The organism is Pseudoalteromonas sp. CH_XMU1449-3 (genome assembly GCF_037027245.1).
Taxonomy (GTDB): Bacteria; Pseudomonadota; Gammaproteobacteria; order Enterobacterales; family Alteromonadaceae; genus Pseudoalteromonas; species Pseudoalteromonas shioyasakiensis.
The window spans coordinates 156,646-178,715 of sequence record NZ_JAYMDY010000005.1 but is presented as its reverse complement, the minus strand read 5'-3'; the positions used below and the strand labels follow the sequence as shown (position 1 = coordinate 178,715).

Annotated in this window: 18 protein-coding genes; 10 read left to right on the top strand and 8 right to left on the bottom strand. The window is 42.3% G+C overall.

The window, feature by feature from the left end; genetic code table 11:
* Positions 1-58 precede the first annotated feature (58 nt).
* Positions 59-2,491 carry a TonB-dependent receptor gene (locus WA256_RS08515; protein ID WP_335990524.1) on the bottom strand — a complete coding sequence of 811 codons (2,433 nt, stop codon included), beginning with the start codon at positions 2,489-2,491 and terminating at the stop codon, positions 59-61.
* A 180-nt stretch (positions 2,492-2,671) separates the two neighbouring features.
* On the bottom strand, positions 2,672-3,028 hold the full coding sequence (locus tag WA256_RS08510; protein ID WP_062566463.1) for a DUF5522 domain-containing protein: 357 nt from the start codon (positions 3,026-3,028) through the stop codon (positions 2,672-2,674).
* Between the two features lie 43 nt (positions 3,029-3,071).
* Between WA256_RS08510 and WA256_RS08505 the strand changes: the two genes are divergently transcribed.
* A complete protein-coding gene (locus tag WA256_RS08505) occupies positions 3,072-3,395 on the top strand; it encodes a hypothetical protein (RefSeq protein ID WP_062566462.1) in 324 nt (107 codons plus the stop codon).
* Positions 3,396-3,435: 40 nt separating this feature from the next.
* Here WA256_RS08505 and WA256_RS08500 read toward each other — a convergent pair whose 3' ends face one another.
* Positions 3,436-4,404, bottom strand: a complete 969-nt coding sequence (locus WA256_RS08500) for a class 1 fructose-bisphosphatase (protein WP_269407386.1) — start codon at positions 4,402-4,404, stop codon at positions 3,436-3,438.
* A 160-nt stretch (positions 4,405-4,564) separates the two neighbouring features.
* Between WA256_RS08500 and WA256_RS08495 the strand changes: the two genes are divergently transcribed.
* Both WA256_RS08495 and WA256_RS08490 read left to right on the top strand, forming a co-directional pair.
* Positions 4,565-6,994 carry a zinc-dependent metalloprotease gene (locus tag WA256_RS08495; RefSeq protein ID WP_335990520.1) on the top strand — a complete coding sequence of 810 codons (2,430 nt, stop codon included), beginning with the start codon at positions 4,565-4,567 and terminating at the stop codon, positions 6,992-6,994.
* Between the two features lie 105 nt (positions 6,995-7,099).
* Positions 7,100-7,882 carry a YggN family protein gene (locus WA256_RS08490; RefSeq protein WP_054551020.1) on the top strand — a complete coding sequence of 261 codons (783 nt, stop codon included), beginning with the start codon at positions 7,100-7,102 and terminating at the stop codon, positions 7,880-7,882.
* A 61-nt stretch (positions 7,883-7,943) separates the two neighbouring features.
* Here the strand turns inward: WA256_RS08490 and WA256_RS08485 are convergent, their stop codons facing one another.
* Positions 7,944-9,518: a methyl-accepting chemotaxis protein gene (locus tag WA256_RS08485; RefSeq protein ID WP_054561198.1), complete on the bottom strand. Its 1,575-nt coding sequence runs from the start codon at positions 9,516-9,518 to the stop codon at positions 7,944-7,946.
* A gap of 154 nt (positions 9,519-9,672) precedes the next feature.
* Positions 9,673-10,371 (bottom strand): 16S rRNA pseudouridine(516) synthase RsuA, encoded by a 699-nt coding sequence (gene rsuA / locus WA256_RS08480; RefSeq protein WP_054551021.1) that lies wholly within the window; start codon positions 10,369-10,371, stop codon positions 9,673-9,675.
* 58 nt (positions 10,372-10,429) lie between these two features.
* Here rsuA and zapE point away from each other — a divergent pair, with 58 nt between their 5' ends.
* The gene (gene zapE, locus WA256_RS08475) at positions 10,430-11,542 is read left to right on the top strand and encodes a cell division protein ZapE (protein WP_335990515.1); all 1,113 of its coding nucleotides are present in this window, start codon (positions 10,430-10,432) and stop codon (positions 11,540-11,542) included.
* 59 nt (positions 11,543-11,601) lie between these two features.
* Here the strand turns inward: zapE and WA256_RS08470 are convergent, their stop codons facing one another.
* On the bottom strand, positions 11,602-14,622 hold the full coding sequence (locus tag WA256_RS08470) for a TonB-dependent receptor domain-containing protein (protein ID WP_335990513.1): 3,021 nt from the start codon (positions 14,620-14,622) through the stop codon (positions 11,602-11,604).
* A 330-nt stretch (positions 14,623-14,952) separates the two neighbouring features.
* Between WA256_RS08470 and WA256_RS08465 the strand changes: the two genes are divergently transcribed.
* Positions 14,953-17,082 (top strand): winged helix-turn-helix domain-containing protein, encoded by a 2,130-nt coding sequence (locus WA256_RS08465; protein ID WP_335990511.1) that lies wholly within the window; start codon positions 14,953-14,955, stop codon positions 17,080-17,082.
* On the opposite strand, the gene WA256_RS08460 is transcribed toward WA256_RS08465, so the two are convergent.
* The gene (locus WA256_RS08460) at positions 17,083-17,412 is read right to left on the bottom strand and encodes a 5-carboxymethyl-2-hydroxymuconate Delta-isomerase (RefSeq protein WP_054560998.1); all 330 of its coding nucleotides are present in this window, start codon (positions 17,410-17,412) and stop codon (positions 17,083-17,085) included.
* 10 nt (positions 17,413-17,422) lie between these two features.
* Complete coding sequence (locus WA256_RS08455) at positions 17,423-18,010, bottom strand: outer membrane beta-barrel protein (RefSeq protein ID WP_166340506.1); 588 nt, start codon at positions 18,008-18,010, stop codon at positions 17,423-17,425.
* Positions 18,011-18,113: 103 nt separating this feature from the next.
* On the opposite strand from WA256_RS08455, the gene WA256_RS08450 reads away from it, so the two are divergent.
* The 5 genes from WA256_RS08450 to WA256_RS08430 are packed head-to-tail and all read left to right on the top strand — an operon-like array spanning position 18,114 to position 22,064.
* The gene (locus tag WA256_RS08450; protein ID WP_055196731.1) at positions 18,114-18,584 is read left to right on the top strand and encodes a CreA family protein; all 471 of its coding nucleotides are present in this window, start codon (positions 18,114-18,116) and stop codon (positions 18,582-18,584) included.
* A 3-nt stretch (positions 18,585-18,587) separates the two neighbouring features.
* Complete coding sequence (locus WA256_RS08445) at positions 18,588-19,370, top strand: hypothetical protein (protein ID WP_335990505.1); 783 nt, start codon at positions 18,588-18,590, stop codon at positions 19,368-19,370.
* A 6-nt stretch (positions 19,371-19,376) separates the two neighbouring features.
* On the top strand, positions 19,377-19,997 hold the full coding sequence (locus WA256_RS08440) for a LysE family translocator (RefSeq protein ID WP_054560994.1): 621 nt from the start codon (positions 19,377-19,379) through the stop codon (positions 19,995-19,997).
* Positions 19,998-20,004: 7 nt separating this feature from the next.
* Positions 20,005-20,520, top strand: a complete 516-nt coding sequence (locus WA256_RS08435; RefSeq protein WP_130166213.1) for a gamma-glutamylcyclotransferase family protein — start codon at positions 20,005-20,007, stop codon at positions 20,518-20,520.
* Positions 20,517-22,064, top strand: coding sequence for a serine hydrolase (locus WA256_RS08430; protein ID WP_335990502.1), 1,548 nt, complete (start codon positions 20,517-20,519; stop codon positions 22,062-22,064). Before WA256_RS08435 ends, WA256_RS08430 begins: the two co-directional genes overlap by 4 nt.
* Positions 22,065-22,070 lie beyond the last annotated feature (6 nt).

The window sequence follows — 22,070 nt, the reverse complement described above, 5'->3', positions numbered from 1 at the left end:
TTTTCAGGTATTAAAAAGCCCTGCCTAAAGGTGGCAAGGCTTTTATGGGTATGTTTAATTACAGCTCAAAGTTGTAGCTAAACTTCATACCGATAGTACGAGGCGCTGTGGTGTAGTGACCATAAACACGCTGTAGCTCAGGTAGTTCTTTGTTTAGCTCAGCATATTGTGACATACCTGCCCAAGACTTATCACGACGTACAGAAGTGAATGCATATTTATCGAATAAATTGTCTACGTAAAGCGTTGCAGACCACATATCACCAGTAATTTTGGCAGATAAGTTACTTAGTGCATAACCAGGTAATACTTCGCCGTCTGCTTTTAGGCCTACTTTGGTGATCACATCGCTTTGCGCTGTGATACCGTAGTTTACACTTAATAACTTATCACCTAAGACATCTTGCTCGTAACGAAGACCAAACGAGAATTGATGCTCAGGAGCGCCCGGTAAACGGTCGCCTTTAGCACCATCATAGTAGCTTTGGTACTGCGCTAAGTCATCGCCTAACACACCAAATAAGTAAGGTGCATCTTCGGTCAATTCAGCCTTTGCATACGCGTATGTCGCATATGCAGCCCAGTTATCACCAATCATTGCGCGAGTAGAAAGCTCAACACCTTTCGAATTAGCAGAGCCTGCGTTCGAGGTAATTAACTCTTGACCATTTACAGTGCTGCTACCTACTTGCGCATCTTTCCAATCAACATTAAATAGTGCAGCATTGAAGTGTAGGCGGTTACGTAACCATGATGACTTAAAGCCTAGCTCGTAGTTGACTGTTGTATCTGGTTTGTAATCTTCTTCGTTTGGCAGGGCACAAACAATTTGTTGCTCAGGTAATACATCAGGGCAAGGAGCAATACCGTTACCACCACCAATACGGAAACCTTCACTCACTGTAAAGTAAGCAAGTACACCATTATCGAATGTATAGTTAGCATTAAACTTAAATAAGTTACCGTTATCACTAGCGCTCACATTTTCCATAACAAGGTTATCTAGTGAATCAAAATCACCAGAATAAAGCGGCGTTGCAGAGCCTGATGTTGTTGATACATCGTATTCGTAAAAACGAGCACCTAAAGTTACATCAAACTGATCAGTGATGCTGTAGCCGATTTCACCAAAAAGTGCTTTTTCAGTGGTTTCGCTATCTGAAATTAGAATGTACTCAAGGTCTTGTTCAACATTTGGAATACCACCACCCCAGTACTCAGTCAGACCCGGCGTGTACTCACGATCATCAGAGTAACTTTCTACTTTGTTGTAGAAGCCGCCTACAATCCAGCTAAAAGCACTATTACTATTTGAAACTAAACGAAGTTCTTGCGTAAATGTATCGCGATCTGAGGTATCGTGCGTGTAGCCAACAAAAGAAGGGAAGTCGGCATAACCTGACCAAATATCGTAAAGTAGATCAGTTTGATCGCGTTGACCAGACTGCTCATAGCTAGACCAACCAGATGCAGATACCAGCTCAGCAAAACCAAGATCTGCTTTTACTTCTAAACTTAATAAATCATTTTCTTCTTCACCAGGCTCAAGTACACGAGCTACGTTTTCGTACTTTCCTGGGACACCTTGTAGTGCACTACTATCAGCAAGTGAGCCGTATTGCGATGTCGAGTTACCGCCATTTTCTTGCTTTTGATAGAAGTAGTTAAGCGTTGCATCAACATCTTCGGTTGCAAGCCAACGCAGTGATAAACGTGCTGTGGTGATTTGCTCATCGTTAACATCGCTTACGCTTTTTAAGTTGGCATTTACATCGCTGCTGTCTGAAAAGTCAGGGTTTGGGTTTGATACACCCGGTTCTTGAACCACGTGAGTGTAGTCAATGTAACCAGGGTTATCGTAATAATTTAAGCTAGCACGAAGCGCTAATTTTTCTTCAATTAGCGGGGTATTGAATACAGCACCAAACTCACCGCCAGTGCCGTCACTTTCGTTAATGCTAAATACATCGCCTGTAATCTTACCTTCGGTGATATCAAGCTCAGGTTGCTTTAGTAAGTAACGAATTGCACCACCTAAAGTACCTGCACCATACAGTGTACCTTGTGGGCCAATTAGCACTTCAACACGGTCAACATCAGTTAAACGTAAGTCGATGCTCAGTGGAATTTCACCAACATAGGTTGCCACTGTGCCACTATCAGAAATACGGTCAGAAGTATTTGTATTCAAACCACGAACGATAATCGGAGAACCTTCACGACCACCTTGATCAGAAATTGTTAAGCCAGGTACCCAGCGTGCGACATCTTCTAAATCGCCAATGTTTTGGTCGCTAATTACATCGCCATTGAGCGCTGTGATATTAAGCGGTGCATCTTGCACAGAGCCTGCACGTCGTGTTGCAGTAATTTGAATAGTTTCAATTGATTTATCAACTTCGATAGCATCTTCTGCAGCAAACGCCATATTGCTATTGATTAAAACTGCAGAAATTGCACTTGCAAGTAGAGCAGGCTTAAAAGTGTTCATGATTGATTCCGACTTAGTTACAGTAAATTTATGCTTAAAAAATAGACATTACTAGTGATTTAAGCTTAAAAATTGATGATTTAGTGAATTTATATCCAATTATAGTGTATTTTTATTCTTATCGTCCATGCGTTATTTGCAATTAAATGCAAAATAATTGAATAAATACTCTGTAAGGGATTAGCTATCGGAATAAGGACAATGAGTACAGCCATTACTACAGCAATGGCCGCGTTTTAAAAAGAACCAGCGGCTAAATACCATGTAGTTGTTTTGCATGGTGTAATCGAGATTTTCTATTAAATTACCTTGAGTAAAATAAGGCTTAGCAAAGGCAAGCTGCTGTTCAAGAGGCTGTTGGTAAAGTTTAGATAAAAATGAATTTATCTTTTTTATAGTGCAGTCTCGGCATAAACACTCTGTTGCTGCCTCATCGAGTGGTAAAATGTTGGGCAGCTCATTACACCAACAGGCATTAATATTGTCGGCCTGGCAGTTAAGCGTTGCTTTGCATTGTGAGCAAGTAAGGGTTGTCATTAAGTAAAAAGATGCTTTGAGATTGAAAAGGTAAGCATAGCAAATGGATAAATTAGACGCATTAGATGAGTTTGCCCGCTTTGGTGATAACCGATTTGAGGCAATCTCAGTAATTACCAGTACTCCAGACACGCAAGGTGGTATCTATACTCTGACGCAAGATGTTTTCTGCCAGGTTTTACAGCGTGTTATAGACGGCGAAATAGATATCGATGAATTAGAACTTTGGGCAAACGTAGTAGAGTCTAGGCAAGACATCGACGAAAGTGCCGTTGAAGGGGCTATTTATGCGCTAAGTAATAACGAGCAAATGGGTGAGTTGAGTACAAGTACGCTAAAGAAGTTATTAGCAGTGACTTTAGGCTGAAAGAATTTTATACCTTTCAGCCTAAGGCATTTACTGCTTGCTATTTATGGTAGCTTAAGCAGGTTTCCACTTCGTTCTTCGAACCTAAGATCACCGCCACACGTTGGTGAATAGCATCAGGTTGAATGTCCATGATGCGCTCAGTGCCTGTTGAGGCAATACCGCCAGCTTGTTCGATTAACATTGCCATTGGGTTTGCTTCGTATAATAAACGTAATTTGTTAGGTTTATTTGGATCTTTCGTGTCGGTTGGGTAAGTAAAAATACCACCTCGGCATAATACACGGTGCACATCACCCACCATTGCCGCAATCCAGCGCATGTTGAAGTTACGGCCACGTGGGCCTGTATCACCAGCAATTAAGTCATTGATGTAATTTTGCATTGCTGGTTGCCAATGGCGTTGGTTTGAAGCATTGATTGCAAATTCGCTAGTCTCTTCAGGTACGGTTGCAAAATCTTGCGTTAATAAGAAGGTACCGTGCGTTTTATCTAAGGTGAAAAAGCGTGTGCCTTTGCCGGTTGTTAACGCCAGCACGGTTGATGGGCCATATAATACATAACCCGCTGCAACTTGGTTTTTACCCGGTTGCATAAAAATACTAGGATCAGCCGGATCTGAACCTTCAGGCGCCGCCATAATTGAGAAAATCGTACCAACGAGTGAGTTGATATCAGTATTTGATGAGCCATCAAGTGGGTCGAATGCAACAATGTAGTTGGCATCTGGATTACCCGCAACGGTGAAATCTTCTTCTTCAGAGGCAATGGCTTTTACGTAGCCCGATTCTAATAAAATATCTTTTAAAAGTTGGTTAGTTAGAACGTCGAGTTTTTTCTGTGTTTCACCCTGAATGTTTTCGTCTAGAGTTGAGCCTAATACGCCAGATAGGGCGCCTTGACCAACACGAAATGAAATTTCTTTACATGCCGCAAGTACCGTTCTGATCAATGAGATCAGTTCACGAGGGCAACCATCTTCTAACAATACCGGTGGGAGTCTACGCATTCTATTTTCCTGATAACGTTGTAGCCAGACATTTTTAGTGTGAGAGAGAATGTCTTAGCAAGCGCTGAATTTCGTCTTAAATAGCTGATTTTTCTTGGCGGTACTTTATACTGCTTAATACCTATACAGTATTTAAAACGCGAATAACAAAGATAAGATTATGCAAAAAATACCATTACTACGATATCTGCTCTTAGCTGTGCTACTTACTATGATAACTCAAGCACACGCAGCAATTAAGTCTATAAATGATTTTACTGAAAAAATGACTCATTTTTCAGGCTATTTTTCATTTTACTACGACACAGAAAACGGCAAATTGTATCTTGAGGTGGATAAACTCGAGCAACAATTTTTATTACAACAAAGCTTACCTTACGGTGTTGGTTCAAATGATATTGGCTTAGATCGCGGTCAGTTAGGCGATACTCACTTAGTTCAATTTGAGCGTTTTGGCGATAAAGTGATGTTAAGAGCTATTAATACTTATTACCGTGCTAATACTAATAACCTTGCGGAACAACAAAGTATTAAAGAGGCGTTCGCATCAAGTATTTTAGCGGGCTTTAGTGTTGTAGCTCAGTCAGACACTGCAGTACTTGTGGATTACACCCCTTATTTATTAAGCGATGTTCATGGTGTAAGCCGTCGTTTATCAGCAACCGGGCAGGGAAGTTTTAACTTAGATAGCAACCGCAGTGCGGTATATTTAGCACGCTCAAAAGCGTTTGAAAAAAATACTGAATTAGAAGCCGTGCTTACTTTTCAAGGTAATAACCCAGGAAAGTATGTACGCCAAGTGAGTGCAGACCCTTATGCACTGACAGTGCATATGCATCACTCATTAATTGAGTTACCGGACGATAACTACACCCCTCGCAAATTCCACCCCCAAGCAGGTTTTTGGAGCATTGAGCACAAAGATTATGCGGCAGCGCTGGGTGAGTCTATGTATGTGCGTTACATCCCGCGTCATCGTTTAGCGAAAAAAGATCCGAGCCTGCCAATCAGCGAGCCCGTTGAGCCGATTGTTTATTACTTAGATCCGGGTGTCCCAGAGCCAGTTAAAACAGCGTTACTTGATGGTGCTAAATGGTGGAATGATGCCTTTAATGCAGCAGGTTATAAGAACGCATTTATTGTTAAAGTGCTCCCTGATGATGCAGACCCTATGGATATCCGCTACAACGTAATTCAATGGGTGCACCGTGCAACCCGTGGTTGGTCGTATGGCAGCTCAGTGATTGACCCTCGAACAGGTGAAATCATCAAAGGTCATGTGACACTGGGTTCACTGCGTGTTCGTCAAGACATCCTAATTGCAGAAGCATTAGCTGCCCCATATTTTGAAGGCAATGAAGTGGCTAAGCGCTTACAAGCCATGGCACTTGACCGTATTCGTCAATTAAGCGCCCATGAAGTCGGGCATACTTTAGGTATTTCGCATAACTTTGCAGCGTCAGTGGCAGACAGAGCCTCTGTGATGGATTATCCACACCCACTACTGAGCTTTAATGAGCAAGGTAAATTAGATGTAAGTCGAGGCTATGCTACTGGCATGGGCGTGTGGGATACCCAAGTGGTCAAATACGGTTATAGCGACTTCACCAATCAAGATGAAGCACAGCAATTGGCCGCAATTTTAGCTGAAAACAAAAGCAAAGGGCTGGAATTTATCTCAGACAGTGATGCCCGCGCTCAAGGTGGTGCTCACCCAACAGGGCATTTATGGGATAACGGCAGTTCACCAAGTGATGAGCTAATGCGTGTACTTGATGTTCGAAAACAAGCGCTGACGAGCTTTGGTATCGAAAACATCAAAACAGGCACTGCTTTATCGCAATTAGAAGAAATGCTGGTGCCACTTTATTTGTTCCATCGCTATCAAGTAGAAGCTGCGGTTAAACTAATTGCTGGTGTGAATTACGAATATGAAGTACGTGACGGCTCGCAACCAAAAGGGGCACAGGTTGTGGCAAAGCAAACGCAACAAGCAGCAGTAGATGCACTCCTTGCAACGCTAAAAGCCGAAAACCTTGTTTTACCTGAGTCAGTATTAGCGCTTATTCCACCAAAAGCGTATGGTGAATCTAAATCACGCGAAAGTATTGTTGGTCGCACAGGACTCACGCTTGATGCGATGGCGCTGCCTGAGGTTGCTGCAGCACATAGCTTGAGCCTACTTTTTAATAGCCAACGCATTAACCGTTTAGCACAGCAGCAAGCACGAAGCGATGCATTTTATGGTTTAGATGCGCTATTAGCACAAACTTATCAGCAAGTTTTTGAGCAAAAAATTGCTTCAGGGATGGCAGGTAAAATTAGCCAACGTGTGCAGCTTTTAACGGCGAAACAGTTTGCTGACTTAGTGGCAAGCAATGAGGTGGCACCCGAAGTACAAGCACAGCTTCGTTACTACTTAGCTAAACTTGCAAAGAGTTACCAACAAGAATCAATGCTAGGCAGTGCATCCGTTGGTAATAGTGCATTTAAGCAATACTTAAGCGAGCAAATCAGCTTGTTTTTAGAAAGCGGTGAATGGCCTGCAAACTTTAAAGTGTTGCCAATGCCACCGGGCTCACCAATTTAATCCACCTTTCTTTTAAGACGCCTAGCATAGCTAGGCGTTTTACTTGCATAAAATTGGATATTTGCTAATCTAGCGGCCTTCCTTTTTTGTCTTTTTGAGGTGTATATGGCGTTCTTTTCTCGCTCGTTGTTAGCAGCGGCCATTACATTCTCTAGCTTTTCCAGCTACGCAACCCTAGAAAAAAAACAATGCGATGTAGAGCTAAGCCATGGCTTAATAATCACTGATGATGTCATTCGTATTGTTGATAAAGGTCAAACTCGCGTACAGATCAATAACGATAACCAATTGTTTATAAGAGGTTATTGGGTTGATTTAAGCCCAGATGAAAGCAAAGTTGTAGAGCAGTTCAGCCGCGGTATCAGGCAAACAGTCCCTGAACTTGTTGACTTGGCGACCGATGGTGTAAACCTTGGCTTAAGTGCCATCGAGCAAGTTGTTGAGGGCATGTCAGACAAAGAGCCCGAAGTACTAAAAACTCAGCTGCAATATGTTGAGCGTGCGCTGATGGATAAATTTAAGCGTGGTGATGACTTTTTCTTTATTGCTCCGCAGTCGCTGTCGAAAATAGATGACTTTTTTACCAAAGAAATCAGCCAAAAAATTCACTCTGCAGTGCATGGCTCACTTGGCGCTATTTTAGTCTCGTTAGGCGATGCTTTTAAATCGCGCGAAGGTAACATCGAAGACCGTATCAATGATATGGGGCAGCGTATGGATATCATCTCAAAAGAAATTGATAAATCACTACAAAAGAAAGCAGAGCAATTAGAGATGAAAGCCTCTGAGTATTGTGAGTGTTTGAACTCATTAGATGTCACCGAATCACGATTACAACAAATGGTGCCGGGGATGGCCGATTTTGATTTGGTACAAATAAAATCTTAATGCGAATTTAAAACGAAAAAGCCCAGCAGTTGCTGGGCTTTTTCGTTTTTACTTGTTTGAATTAACTGAATTTAGCGGTTTCAGTTTCTAAATTGCTAGTAAGGCCTTTGATCAAATCGGTTGCTGTATGAGCCTGATTTGATACATCAGCCGTTTGTGAAGCCGTGTCTGAGATAGTCACGATACGTTTGGCAGTGTCTTCACCTGCATCAAGCTGCTCTTTTGCAGCAATAGCTATCTGATGGCTCATTTGCGCGATGGCGCTGAGTGAACTGGCAACGCGTTTTAGTTCTTCATTGGCTTTAGTCGACTTTTCAACGGTTTGTTCACTGGTACTAATACTAAGCGAAACAGATGATTTGGCATCTTGGGTTGCAGCTTGTAGTTTGCCAATCATATTGCGGATTTCTTCAGTACTGGTTTGTGTGCGCTGAGCAAGCCCACGAACTTCATCAGCAACAACAGCAAAGCCTCGTCCTTGCTCACCTGCACGGGCAGCTTCTATCGCTGCGTTAAGCGCAAGTAAGTTCGTTTGTTCGGCAATACCTTGAATAACACTCAGCACATTTGCGATGTTATTTACCTCATCATCTAGCACTTGAATATTATTACCAGCGCTGTCAATTTGCTGCTCTAAAAGCGCGATGGTATCAGCAGCCTCGCTGGTTAAGTGGCTGGCACTTTGACCTTGTTGCTCAGCTTCTTGCACTGAGTAAGCGGCTTGTTCAGCATGTTCAACAACGGTTTGCGCTGAGGCTGTTAACTCGGTAATAGCTGAAGCAACCATTTGAGTTTCTTCGTTTAGGCTACGAGTGAGTTTGTCGAGCTCAACAGAGCGAGATTCGTTATCAACACTTTGATTTTTTAAGCTATCTGTAACGCCTTTAATGCCACCAACAACGCCACGCAACCCTTGCTGCATATAATGCATGGCAGCAATAATGCTCTCAGGTGGGGCATCTTGGCGAATATGTGAGTTTAAGTTGCCGCGAGAGACGTTTTTAACAATACCGATTACTTCATCAATTTCGCCGCCTAAGGCATTAGTGAGCGATGAGCCAAAGCGAGCAATAGCAAAGGTCAGTGCAATGGCAATAAGCATAGATAAGCCCAGCAACCACTTTGCAGTATTCCAATAACGTTCATCAACTTCTTTGGCGCTAATGCCTGTACCAACATACCAACCAAACAGCGGTGTTTTTTGTACTACAGAGGTTAAATCAACGGTTTCACCATCTCGCACTGAATCCCAGTGATAGGTGATGATTTTATTGGTCGTGTTACCCACGAGATTTTCGACCATACGGCCGATGCTGTTGCCGCTGGCATCTTTAAAATCGTTAAAGCTGGTGCCGTGTAGCTCTGGATCGTGCGGAGTAGCAACAAAATCTAAGTTGTTGTCGACGACGTAGACATATTCTGAGTCGTGGTATTTATTTTCTCGAAGCACCTGAATAGCGAGCTTCTTTGCTTGTGCTTCTTCGAGTTGATTGCTTTTAACCATCAACTCAAATTGCTCAACAATATTGGTGGTGCTCTTCATGAGCTGGTTGATACGCGCGATGTTGTCGCTTTCGCTAGCATGGCGTAAAGATTGTAAGCCAAGTAACGCTATCGCAGATAACGCAATAAACATAGCGATAGCAAATAAGGTGATTTTTGTTTTTAAAGCTAATCCTGATAACACAGTCAGCCTCCTTTATTATTTCCCCTGTTAACTTTTACCACGTTTGTCTGGTTTTATTAAGGAAAAATGACAGCGTTATCATGACTTTTGCTCAAGTACCTATTTAGAGCTTCAGTTCGGCTTCTGTAAGGGCACGATATTCACCGCTTGCAAGGCTTTCGTCGAGGGTGATGTCAGCTATTTTTTCACGATGTAATTCAACAACTTTATTACCTACAGCAGCAAGCATTCGCTTAACTTGATGGTATTTACCTTCGCAAATTGAAAGGCGTAAGCTGTAGCTTGCAAGTTTTTCAACAATCGCAGGGCGAGTTAGCTCTTTTTCGTTGTGCAATTGCACCCCTTGCTCTAACGCTGCAATGGCTTCTTCATCGATAGGTTCTTGAGTTTCAACTAAATATGTTTTGAATTTGTTATGCTTTGGTGCAGTAATTTTGTGTGACCAGTCGCCGTCATTAGTGATGATCACTAACCCTGTGGTATCGATATCTAAACGGCCTGCAACATGAAAGTCGCTCATATTTGGTTCATCAAGTAAATCGAATACAGTCGGGTGAAGGTCATCTTTATTGGCACATACATAGCCAGCTGGCTTATGGAGCATGAAGTAGCGCTTACCTAAAAATACCAGTGGCTCGCCTTGCCAGCGCACATCGTCATCTTGGTTGATTGAATAATCAAATGAGGTGATCACCTCGCCATTAACAGTGGCGTATTTACGTTTGATACCTGCTTTGGTTTTGCTGCGAGGTAACTCGGCAATATGGCTAATAAATTTATCTAAACGGCATGGAAATTTCATTGGGATCACATTTTTAGTCGGCTACAATGGCGGCGAGTATAGCGGATACTAGTTACCTATGACAGTACAGCAAGGACAAATATTACAGCATTACCAAGCGCAAATAGCCAAAGGTGATTTGCAAGAAGACCGTGCCCAGCGCACAGCGATAAATGCTCTTGATAATCTAGCCACAGAATTAGCTGCACCAAGCCATTGGTGGCAAAGCGCTAAGCCAATAAAAGGGGTTTACTTATATGGTCCAGTAGGGCGTGGTAAATCTATGTTAATGGACGTGTTTTTCAAGCTTGTTAACATTGAAGCTAAGCAGCGTTTGCACTTTCATCATTTTATGAAGCAAGTGCATGAGCGCTTAACTCAGCTGCAAGGGCAGAAAAATCCGCTGACTGTGATTGCTAAAGAGTGGGCAGAGCACATTCGCTTGATTTGTTTTGATGAGTTTTTTGTTTCTGATATTGGTGATGCCATGATCTTGGGTGGCTTATTCAAAGCCCTGTTTGAGCAGCAAGTAGTGTTAGTCGCGACCTCAAACTGCCAACCGGAGCAGTTATATCGCAACGGTTTACAGCGAGCACGATTTATACCCACTATCGATTTATTAAATGAGCATTGCCATGTTTTAAGTGTTGAAGGCGACACAGATCATCGCTTTCGCTTTGGCAAACAAACCGCACATTATTTTATTAATAACAAAGAGGCGCTAACAGAGCGCTTTTTAGAGCACGAGCAAGCTATACAAAAGCAAACAACGATAGCGATTTGCCACCGCGAGCTTAGTTGTGTAATGCAAGCTCAAGACGCCATTATGTTTGATTTTATGATGCTTTGCTCAGGACCTAGAAGTACCGCGGATTATATTTATTTGGCAGAGCGTTTTCAGCGGGTGTATTTACTCAATGTGCCAGTAATGGGGCGTGGAGCAACAGGCAAACAAATTGTGCATGGCATTGAAGATAGTTATCAGCGAGAAAAGCAGGATTTACAAGAACACTTTTTAGATGATGAAGCGCGGCGCTTTATTGCTTTGGTTGATGAGTTTTATGATCGCAGCCGATTACTGGTGATTTCGGCCGATGTGGGTATTAGCGATTTATATCAAGGCCAAAAACTGGCATTTGAATATGCACGTACCGAGTCTCGATTAGTTGAGATGCAAAGCTGGAAAAGATAAAAGGCGCAATGAAATGCGCCTTTGTTGTCAGCCTAGCTGGGGATCTTCATATGAAACGGTTAAAAGCTATATTGAGCACCTACATACACGTAGCGACCAGCACCACCGCCGTATGCGCTGTAGTAGTTACCACGGCCATATGGATAAAAGTCACCTTTATTATCAAATACGTTATTCACACCACCGAATACGCGCAATTGGCTCTGTTCACCAAGTGACATGGTGTAAGACGCTGAAAGGCTGTGCTTTAAGAACGAACCATAATCTTGGTAGGCAAGTTTTTCTGGATTACTGATACAAGTATCTTCACCAGCCTCACAGCGGGCATCATTTTCGGCAATATACTCTTGATAATCTTCTTCAAGACTCTGGCTTGCTTTAAACGAGCCTAAGTAATTTGTACGCCAGCGAATACGTAAGTTATCGTTACGCCATGTCAGTGACATTGAGGCTTTATCTTTGCTGCTGCCGTAACCTGCGTAGTGACTGGTTACTAAGCTGCCATCAAGGCCTTCATAAGTTTGCGAGTTTTCGATTACATGGTTGTAATCTAGTTTAAATGACAACTGACCTAGGTTATCTAAGTCTAATTTGTACTGTGCAACCACATCATAACCACGTGCAGTTAGCTCATCGAGGTTATATTGACGCTGAAGAATTTTGATAATGTTACCTTCGCTATTACGGGTAATATCATTACAAAATACGTTGTCTTCACCCCATGCTGCTTCTGAGTCGTAACATTCACGCATGATGTTTTCATTGCTGATCTGCGAAATCGCATCAACAATAGCAATATCGTAGTAATCAACAGCAAGATTAAAGTTTTCTAAAAAGGCAGGAGCTACTGTCACACCAAAGGTATAAGTATCAGCAGTTTCTTCTTTTAGATTTTCGTTGCCTGCCCCTGGAGAGTAACTGTTGTTCTCATCGCTAAATTCAAAGTTAGGATCAGCAGCAAGTTGCGCAGCTAACGTAGGTTCTTTGCGGCAGTTATCGTGACCTGCTTTAGTTGATGTTGCTGTTAAACCGTCACAAATATCATCATAGCTGTCGTAATCGCCACGCGGTGGTGACATAAGCTCAGTGATTGTGGGAGCACGTTGAGCGCGAGCGTAGTTTGCTCTAAATGCATAGCCTTCGATTGGTTCCCAAAATACACCTAGCTTGTAGCTGGCAACAGTGTTGACGTTTTCCATGCTGTAGTTAGCTAATCGTAATGAAGTTTCTGCACTTAAATTTTTTGCTAAAGGAGCATCTTTTAAAAGTGGGATCGCAAGCTCTGCAAAGGCTTCATAGACCTCAACTTCACCATAAAAATTTGGTACATAGTTGAAGGTAATACCGCCTGCCTTCATGTCGTCGCTGGTTGATAGGTCTTGGCTGTCTTTACGGTATTCGCCACCAAATACTGCGGATACTGAGCCTGCTGGTAATTCAAATAAATCACCCGCAACGTAGCCAACCACACCGTATTGTTTTATTTCGGTATCAATAATTGGGTTGGTACGGATCCAAGCAGCCATCTCTTCGGTGATAGATCCCTCACCAAATAAGTTAATTGGCACACAGCCTTCAGCACGAGCTGCTTCATCAATACATTGAATGGTGCCATCCGCTAATTCTTCTGCTTGCAAAGCTTGATTAAGTTTTACAGTATTTAATTCATTGCTACGAATTTGGTGTTGGGTAAAACGACCATAACTTGCAGATACATCCCAGTCCCACTCATCGTTAAATAATGTGCCTTGGAGACCTGCCCAACTACGAATCGTTTTACGGGTATTATCGGTGCTGATATTCCCCACTTCACTGAAGCGGCGATCCCAATAAATACGATCTTTGTATGGGTTAGCATCGAGGATTTCTTGCGGAACATATGGGTTGTCGATAGGGATGTAACCCGGTGCTACATCTGCAAGGGGCTCGCCAGTGGTCGGGTCGTAACGCGGTACATACGCACCTTCGTATTCATCTTCAGGCGACTTATTGTTAAAAGAACCACTTTCACTGTATTGAACTTGCGCGTAGAACATCACATCGTCAGTTAAATCGTAATCAATTTTAACTGCAGCAGATACGTTATCGCTTGGTACATCAAGCATCACGTATTGATTTGAATTCACACCGTAAATTTCTTCGTTGCCTTTCCAGTCATCACGTAGAGTTTGGCCGTCATACCAAAATTGTGTGTCGTTACGGCTGTTTTCTAAGAACACACCGCCAGGAATACCGTCACTTTTGCTTACCCAATCAGCTTGTGTGATGTCACGCATACATTGATCGCCATCTGCTGTTTGCATTACATTACACATGCGATCTGGATCGTAATCGTAACTATCTTCGATTTGTGCGCGTTTACGATCGTAAAAAGTCATACCGAAATCACGGTCCCAGTTGGCACTGAAATAGGCGTAACCGCGATCTTCAGCAAACGAGGTACCGTAGTTTAAATCAAGGGTAAATTCTTTACCGCCGCCATCGGTGGTTTCACCTGTGTTCGCTTTAAAATCAAAGCCTTCTTTTTTGGATTGGGTGATAATATTCACCACACCCGCTACAGCATCGGCACCATAGGTTGCAGATGCACCGCCACTGATTATTTCAACGCGCTCAACCATACCGCTCGGAATGGTATTTAAACTGACATAGTTGCCACTGTAGCTGTTTGAAACAACACGACGACCATCAATCAATGTTAGGGTACGGTTAGCGCCTAAATCTCGAAGCTGTACTGTTGATAAACCGGTCGCTGAAACACTTGATTGGCTGGTGGTATTACCTATGCTCTCACTCAGTGCAGGCATGTTATCAACCAAAATGTCTGATAAGTTGGTTAAACCTGTATCGGCAATGGCTTCGCGGTCCATTGTGACCAGCGGTGTTGGAATTGAAAAACTATCGCGTTTAATACGTGAACCCGTTACAACGATTTTTTCCGGCTCTTCAGTTTGTTCATTAGCTGCTGGAGTGGTGTTGGCAGGGCGGGCAATCTCAGCCTCATTGGCAAATGCATGTTGGCTAAAACCACTGGCAACAGCAAGTGCAATAGCACAAGGTTTGGTTAGTAGATTTCTCACAGGCGTTCCTAGTTGTTTTATTTTTAGTTTTTAGAACCAGAGTGATGCTCTTTTTAAGGGCAGTTAAAATTTACAGTGAGCAACACTCTGGTTGGTCGGTATTGACGTAAAAATTTTTATAGAAATGTGAACCTAACTACAATCTTAGGTGGCTCGTTTATGTCTCTATTTTATATCTATTGAATATCTATTTATTTAAAATCAGCGAGTTAAGAAATGTTCATTGTTAACTGTTTTGCAACGTTAAAGCTGGTGAAAGGGCTGCTTTTACGATAAATTGATAGGGCTTTATACTGCTGTACTTCTAAAATGGGGTTTTATTTAGAGTAAATGGAAACATCTAATCGCGTTTATCAGCTGGGCTCATGTATTGTTAACCCACTCGAAAATAAACTGATCTGCAATGGTAGTGAACAGCTTTTGCAGCCTAAGTTTATTGAGTTGTTAGCTTGCTTAGTTGCGCGTTACCCCGAACCCATCACCCGTGAAGAGCTCATCAATAATGTTTGGGAGGGCAATTTTTACGTGGGTGAAAAAGCCTTAACAAATGCAATTTGGCATTTACGAAAAGCATTTAAGGAACTCGATCCAGAACAAACTTATATAGAGACACTGCGTAAAACGGGTTATCGCGTTTTATTAAAGCCCGAGCCAATAGATACAGCCGATAAAGAAAACCCTGTGGGTTTTAGTATCACTACTGCGCAAATCCGCCAGCTGTTTGTGGCTTTGTGTGTCATTAGCTTGGTTGTGATGTATTGGTTGTTCTCTTCGCCTGCAAAGCAAACTAACTCAAGCTTTGTGTTGCCGCTTAATAGCATCGAAAGCGTGACGGCTAGCCCTGGTCGTGAGATTTATCCTTCAATTTCTGATGATCAGCACTATTTGGTGTATTCATGGCGACAGCTTGGTAAACCAAATAACCTATATTTACGTGATTTACATTTTCCTGAGCACCCAGCAAAGCAATTAACGGACTCACCTTTTACAGAAGGGCGCTCTGTGTTTAGCCCTGATGCAAACACATTATATTATTACCGTATGGCGTCAGATGTTTGTGAAATTGTAAAACTCTCTTTGGTAAATGCCACCAGTGTCGTGCTAGGGGAGTGCAGTAATAACTATGCGCCTGATCTTGATATCAGTAGTGATGGTAAAACCTTGGCCTACATTGTTGATCATACAAGCAAGACAGGTGATTATGTCACTCGTATCAAACTGCTCGATTTACAGGCAAAACAAACAAAAGAAACAGTTATTCCTTGTAATGATGACTGCGAAACTATGTATGAGTCAGTGTCGTTTTCGCCAGATGCACAGCGAGTTGTGGTTACGCGTAATGTTAAAAACAACCAAAAAGCGCTGTTTTTAATAGATGTAAAAACAGGACAAAGCCAACGGCTAACTCATGATTTTGTTGATATTCATGGTGTAGATTGGCATCCGTCTAAAGAGCAATTGGCGTTTAGTGCAGTTGAGGGCGGTAAACGTTATGGCTACTTCTTTGACATTAAGAATCAAACCCTAATCAACACGCAAATTGCGGGCATGAGTTCACCTAATTACAGTAGTGATGGTAGTGTTTATTACCATCAGTGGGATTTAGATAAGGTGATCACGCGTCTGAAAATAGACGAACAAGTGGCTAACTCGCCGTTTTCTATGTTGTCGACCAATTTTAGCTCGCTATTCCCTGAATATAATCAGCAGCAAAATAAACTATTGTATGTGTCCAATGAATCTGGCAGTTCACAGCTTTGGATTGTTAACCCTGATAGCAGCTCGCGAAAGCAGCTTACTGACTTTGCACATAACACGGGGGAAGTTCGTGATCCAACCTGGTCAGCTGATGGACGCTATATTTTGTTTTCATTGTATGACAATGGCAGTACCCGCTTATATATTTATGATTTCAAAGTAGAGCAAAGTCAGCAAATCAAACTGCCATTTAGTCATGCAATTAAACCCAAGTTTAGCGCTGATAGCCAGCATATTTTAGTCTCTGATGGTGACTACTTATATCGTTATGACTTAACAGGTAAAAGCCTAGGTAAAGCTGTTGAAGTGCCAGCGCAGTATGGCGTTGAAACACAATCGGGCGATATTTTATTTACCAACTCGCGCCATGCTATTTGGATAAAACATCATGATACGGGTGTTGAAGAAATGCTGGTGAACGATATTAAGTTGGCGCGCAGTTATGCATGGTTGCTGGTGGCAAAGAACGCGTATCATGAGGGGCGTATTTATTATTATAAAGAACGCTTAGGTGATTACCGGATTAGCTACTACGACTTAGCAAGTAAGCAGCATCATGATTTAATTGCTTTACCGGAGCGAGCTTATAGTCGCTCATCGGGCTTGACCTACATACCCAATGAGCGTTGGCTGGTTTATACAGCGTACTTATCGCCTGAGATAGAAATCAAGCGTTTACCCGCAGCCTATTTACCAAAGTAGTTAACACTTACGGTAGATGTCAGCATCCATATCGTAAATATTAACGCTTAAGCTATACGAGCGGCGGCAGTATGTTCTTAAGCAACTTAGTAATTGCTCACTGAGCATTTGCTTTTGCTCTATAGTTCTGCCTGCCATGATTGATGCGCCGATGTGAATAAAGCCATCTTTGCCTTCACCTAATTCGTAATGCTGGTAAGCAATTGCACGAGTCTTTATGGTCGAAAGCTCAAATAAGCCTGAGTCAAAAACGGCTTGGTGAACTTTTTCAACTAACACTTGTGGCAGAATTGGCAAGTCTTCTGAGTGTTCTATAACAATGTGCGGCATGGGGTCTTCCTTAAAAGCGGTAACTAAAACCGATGTTTGTCTGAAATTGGTTTAACACATCACCATCAAAGTGCCATAGACATTGGTCGTCTTCTGATGTTGGCAATGTGCACGATACGTTACTTGCATTATTTACAATAGTTGCCAGCCAGCGAGTTTCAACATAAACCCGTGCTTGTTCAGTAAATAAATAATCTGCGCCAGCATAAAGGCCAGAGGTAAAATATGTATCAGAGTCGGCAAAGTCAGTGCTGACGTGGTTTGCGCCAATTTGGGCACCAACAAAACCAACTATACGGTCAGCTAATGGCACTTCTACGGCACTTTGAAATAGCAGGTATTGCATCTCGACTTGCTTGTTGGTTTGGTCTTTCATATCAAGCTCGGTTGCTGAATAAAAGAACCCATAGCGAGCATTATCAATGGTTCTATCTAGGCTGACAGTAAAATGGCTGTCATCCTCAAGCTCAATTTTTAGGTTTTCTTCGGTTTGCACCGAGTTAGTAAAGTTTTTGCCGAAACCAGCGCTAATAGAGTAGTCAGCGTGAGCTGTACTACTTAAGAACATTAAACACAGTAAACCAAGCGATTTTTTCATTGTTTAGGTGCTCGTTGTTGAAGATATTTTGAGATAGTATTGAAACATAGCAAGCAAATCGTTGTAAACGGACAACTATCGCTTTTTAATAAGGAACACTAGGATGAAGTTACTAAAATTAGCTGCACTTACTGCGCCACTAATTTTGTTGAGCGGTTGCTCGGATGATGCTGCTTCGGTGAGTTTGGGGTTATTTACGACCAAAGATATTAAAGTGGTATCACAACAAGACCCGCTGATCAGCGGTGTAACTTGTCACATTAGCCATATTGAAGCGAACCTTGATTTTGCTGATCCATCCGATATGTCTATTGCCTGTCGTCAAACAGGCCCCATTACCGCTGACCAATTACAACAAATTGATCGCAGTAAATCGGGCGAAGTGGTATTTAAATCATCGAAAAGTATTTTGTTTAAATCGTTAAAAGTACGTCGTATTTATGATGCGCCAACACGCACACTTTTATATTTGTCTTATTCAACGAAAGAGTCGAGCGGTAGCCATCATCATGCTTTATCAACTGTGCCTCTTTACAATACGGATGCATGGCAATGGGCACAATCACAAGAGTAATTTATGTTAGCGTTATTTAAGTCAGCCCCACTTGTTGATGAGCAAGAGCAGCAGTGGTTAATCGATACCTTTTTATGGGCTGTTGAACACTTTGATAGTGAATATTTTTTAAAACACACACAAATCATTTTACCTAACGGGCAGTTCTTTCCGGATAGGGTGTCGAGCGTCAATGAAATGGCTGAAAAGGTATTTAGCCGAGTTGTTGATTATGCGGGGATGCAGGCGTGGCCAATTAACTTAGTTGCGCCATCTGGGCTTACACCGCAGGTGTTTCCGCATTTTGAATTTCAAGACAATTTACGCGGTAGCGAGGCGAGCTTAATTGTGCCGGCAAATCATCCGGTGAATATCTCGTTTAACCCGAACCAAATCAATCAACCGCAAGATTTAGTGGCAAGTTTTGCTGGTACCTTAGCGACCATTTTGATTCACCATGTGGGTGTCTTACCTCCCGGCGGTAAAGAGTACTTACCGCAAGCAAGCGATGCGTTGGCATGCTATTTAGGCTTTGGGGTGATGATGAGTAATACGGTGTATCAATTTAAAGGTGGCTGCGGCTGCGGTTATAACCCTTATGCCAATCGCCAAGCAGCGCTGACTGAGCCACAAACGCTATTTATGCATGCGCTGGTTACGCATTTTAAAGGGGACAATCAGTCGAAGAAGTTTTTAAAACCCCATTTACGCAGCCAATATAAAAAAGCGCAAAAGCAAATTAAAGCATTGGTGAGTGACAGTGCAAATCCGTTGTTATTAGCATTAGATGAACAAGCAGTAGGGTAATATTGAGTGCAGTATTTAGATGAGTTTTTATTGATAGCCATAGCTCACTTTTTTGCGGTAGCAAGCCCAGGTCCTGACTTTGCAATTGTACTCAAGCAAAGTATTCAACAAGGTCGTAAAAATGCGCTTTGGACCAGTGCTGGGGTTGGTGCGGCTATTTTGCTGCATATTGCTTATTGTGTATTAGGTGTGGCATTAATTCTATCCCAGTCACCTAGCTTATTTATGGCTTTAAAATACCTTGCAGGGGCTTATTTGGCATACTTGGGTGTGCAAGCTTTACGAAGCGCAAAACCTAGCGATAGTAAACAGCAAACCCTTGCCCCTGCTGAGCCTGAATCTGTGTATAAAGCATTTCGACGCGGTTTTTTTACCAATGCCCTTAATCCCAAAGCAACACTGTTTTTTATGTCGTTGTTTACTCTTGTAATAAGCCCTGAAACACCTGTTGTAGTGCAGGCTGGTTATGGCGTGTATATGGCAATGGCGACTTGGCTATGGTTTTCATTTTTATCATTGGTGTTATCAAAAGCATCAGTGCGAGCATTTTTCTTAAAAAGCGGATACTGGTTTGATAGAGGCATTGGCGTGATCTTAATTGCCTTAGCTATTCGCGTTGTTGTGTGAGGTAAGTATGGCGCTATATAACTTTTCATTTGGTTCAAATATGTCATCGAGCAGATTGCTGGCAAGGTTACCTGAAGCAAAGCGGGTAGGCACAGCTATTTTAAAAGGCTATGAACTGACGTTTGATATGGTAAGTACCGACGGCTCTGCAAAGTGTAGCGTGCGCAAAACAGATCAGGCAGATGCCTTGGTATATGGTGTTGTGTATCAGTTAAACGAAGCTGAAAAGTCGATTCTTGATGATATCGAAGGGCCGCGTTATGACTGTGTAGATATCACCGTTGAACTACTAGATGGCGAGCAACTTGCTGCCCATTGTTATATCGCTAACACCTTAGATGAGTCTTTACTGCCATTCGACTGGTATCTTCAGCATGTTCATCGCGGAGCGCTTGAAGCAGGTGTACCAAATCATTACAGTGAAGCAATACTCGCAAGACCAAGTTGCGATGATCCAGATAAAACTCGGGCAGCGAAAGAGTTCGCTATTCACAACAATAAAAATCACCAAGGGATATTATGATATTTCGTAAATTAGCCGTTGCAGCGGCGCTGTTATCGAGCTGTTCGTTTTACAGTTATGCCGATATTGATACTAAAAAAATTGAAAAAGTAATCGAAACGTCAATGGCACGTTTTGACGTACCGGGTATGGCTGTAGCGATTGTTGAAAATGACCAGGTCGTGTTAGCAAAAGGTTTTGGTGTATCTCACCTTGATACCGGTAAAAAAGTAAATAAAGACACCTTATTCGGTATCGCGTCAAACACCAAAGCATTTACCGCAGCAGCGTTAGCTAAATTAATTGATGAAGGTAAGCTTAGCTGGGATGACAAAGTAATTGATCATCTTCCTGAGTTTCGTCTGTATGACCCTTACGTAACACGTGAAATGACCATTCGCGATTTATTAAGCCACCGTAGCGGTTTGGGTTTAGGGCAAGGCGATTTAATGATTTGGCCAGATACTGACAAATCGATTGATGAAATTATCGCAGGGCTAAAATACTTAAAACCGGCGAGTAGTTTTCGCAGTAAATACGCCTATAACAACTTAATGTTTGTCACTGCCGGTGAGGTGGTAGCCCGTGTGTCTGGCATGAGCTGGAATGATTACATCGAGAAAAATATTCTTCAGCCACTTGATATGAAAAACTCACGCGCAGGTTTTTCACGTATTCCTAGTAGCAATAAAAACTGGGCGACGGGTCATATTCCAATGGATGGCCAACTACACCCATTTTTTGTGAACTACCTTGAAGATTTCCGTGGCGCTGGTGCGATTGCATCAAGCGTAAGCGATATGAGCCAATGGCTACGCACGCAGCTTGCACATGGAAAAATGCCAAATGGCCAGCAGTTATTTACTGAAAAGCAACAGCAACAAATGTGGCACCCGCACATTACCTCAATGGCATCAAAAAGTGCTTATGAAGCTTACCACCAACAATTTAGAGGTTATGGTTTAGGCTGGAGCATTGAAGATTTCCACGGCATTAAAAAGCTAGGCCATGGTGGTGGTATTTTAGGTATGGTGTCTCAAGTGACATTATTACCAGAGAAAAACCTCGGTATTGTTATTTTGAGTAACCAGCAAGCATTCAGCGCGCTCTCTGCGGTGACTTACGAAGTATTAGAAGATGCATTAAATCTTGAAGATAAAGACTGGGTTGAAGATCTTGCTAAAAAGCACTTTGAAGGTAAAAAAGAAGCTTACGCAAACGCAAAACCAGAAACACCTGCTGATTATCAAGCGAAACTACCAAACATCAACTACACAGGCACGCTGCACGATAACTGGTATGGTGATGTGGTAATCGAGGAGTTAAATGGTCAGCTACGTATTGATTTTACTCATACAAAGCGTTTGAAAGGTCAGCTTGAGCATTACACAGGCAATACGTTTATTGTGAAGTGGGATGAAAAGTTACTCGAAGCAGATGCTTACATTGAGTTTCAAATGAGCCCAGATAACCGAGTGAGTAGTGCAAAAATGCGCGCTGTCTCAACGGCGGTCACAGACTTTAGTTTTGACTTTAGGAATTTAGATTTACGCGCTAAAAAGTAAACCAAA

Bases quoted from the DNA above. Each gene is read 5' to 3' on its own strand.
- WA256_RS08515 (WP_335990524.1), bottom strand. From the start codon at position 2,491: ATGAACACTTTTAAGCCTGCTCTACTTGCAAGTGCAATTTCTGCAGTT.
- WA256_RS08510 (WP_062566463.1), bottom strand. From the start codon at position 3,028: ATGACAACCCTTACTTGCTCACAATGCAAAGCAACGCTTAACTGCCAG.
- WA256_RS08505 (WP_062566462.1), top strand. From the start codon at position 3,072: ATGGATAAATTAGACGCATTAGATGAGTTTGCCCGCTTTGGTGATAAC.
- WA256_RS08500 (WP_269407386.1), bottom strand. From the start codon at position 4,404: ATGCGTAGACTCCCACCGGTATTGTTAGAAGATGGTTGCCCTCGTGAA.
- WA256_RS08495 (WP_335990520.1), top strand. From the start codon at position 4,565: ATGCAAAAAATACCATTACTACGATATCTGCTCTTAGCTGTGCTACTT.
- WA256_RS08490 (WP_054551020.1), top strand. From the start codon at position 7,100: ATGGCGTTCTTTTCTCGCTCGTTGTTAGCAGCGGCCATTACATTCTCT.
- WA256_RS08485 (WP_054561198.1), bottom strand. From the start codon at position 9,518: ATGTTTATTGCGTTATCTGCGATAGCGTTACTTGGCTTACAATCTTTA.
- rsuA (WP_054551021.1), bottom strand. From the start codon at position 10,371: ATGAAATTTCCATGCCGTTTAGATAAATTTATTAGCCATATTGCCGAG.
- zapE (WP_335990515.1), top strand. From the start codon at position 10,430: ATGACAGTACAGCAAGGACAAATATTACAGCATTACCAAGCGCAAATA.
- WA256_RS08465 (WP_335990511.1), top strand. From the start codon at position 14,953: ATGGAAACATCTAATCGCGTTTATCAGCTGGGCTCATGTATTGTTAAC.
- WA256_RS08460 (WP_054560998.1), bottom strand. From the start codon at position 17,412: ATGCCGCACATTGTTATAGAACACTCAGAAGACTTGCCAATTCTGCCA.
- WA256_RS08455 (WP_166340506.1), bottom strand. From the start codon at position 18,010: ATGAAAAAATCGCTTGGTTTACTGTGTTTAATGTTCTTAAGTAGTACA.
- WA256_RS08450 (WP_055196731.1), top strand. From the start codon at position 18,114: ATGAAGTTACTAAAATTAGCTGCACTTACTGCGCCACTAATTTTGTTG.
- WA256_RS08445 (WP_335990505.1), top strand. From the start codon at position 18,588: ATGTTAGCGTTATTTAAGTCAGCCCCACTTGTTGATGAGCAAGAGCAG.
- WA256_RS08435 (WP_130166213.1), top strand. From the start codon at position 20,005: ATGGCGCTATATAACTTTTCATTTGGTTCAAATATGTCATCGAGCAGA.
- WA256_RS08430 (WP_335990502.1), top strand. From the start codon at position 20,517: ATGATATTTCGTAAATTAGCCGTTGCAGCGGCGCTGTTATCGAGCTGT.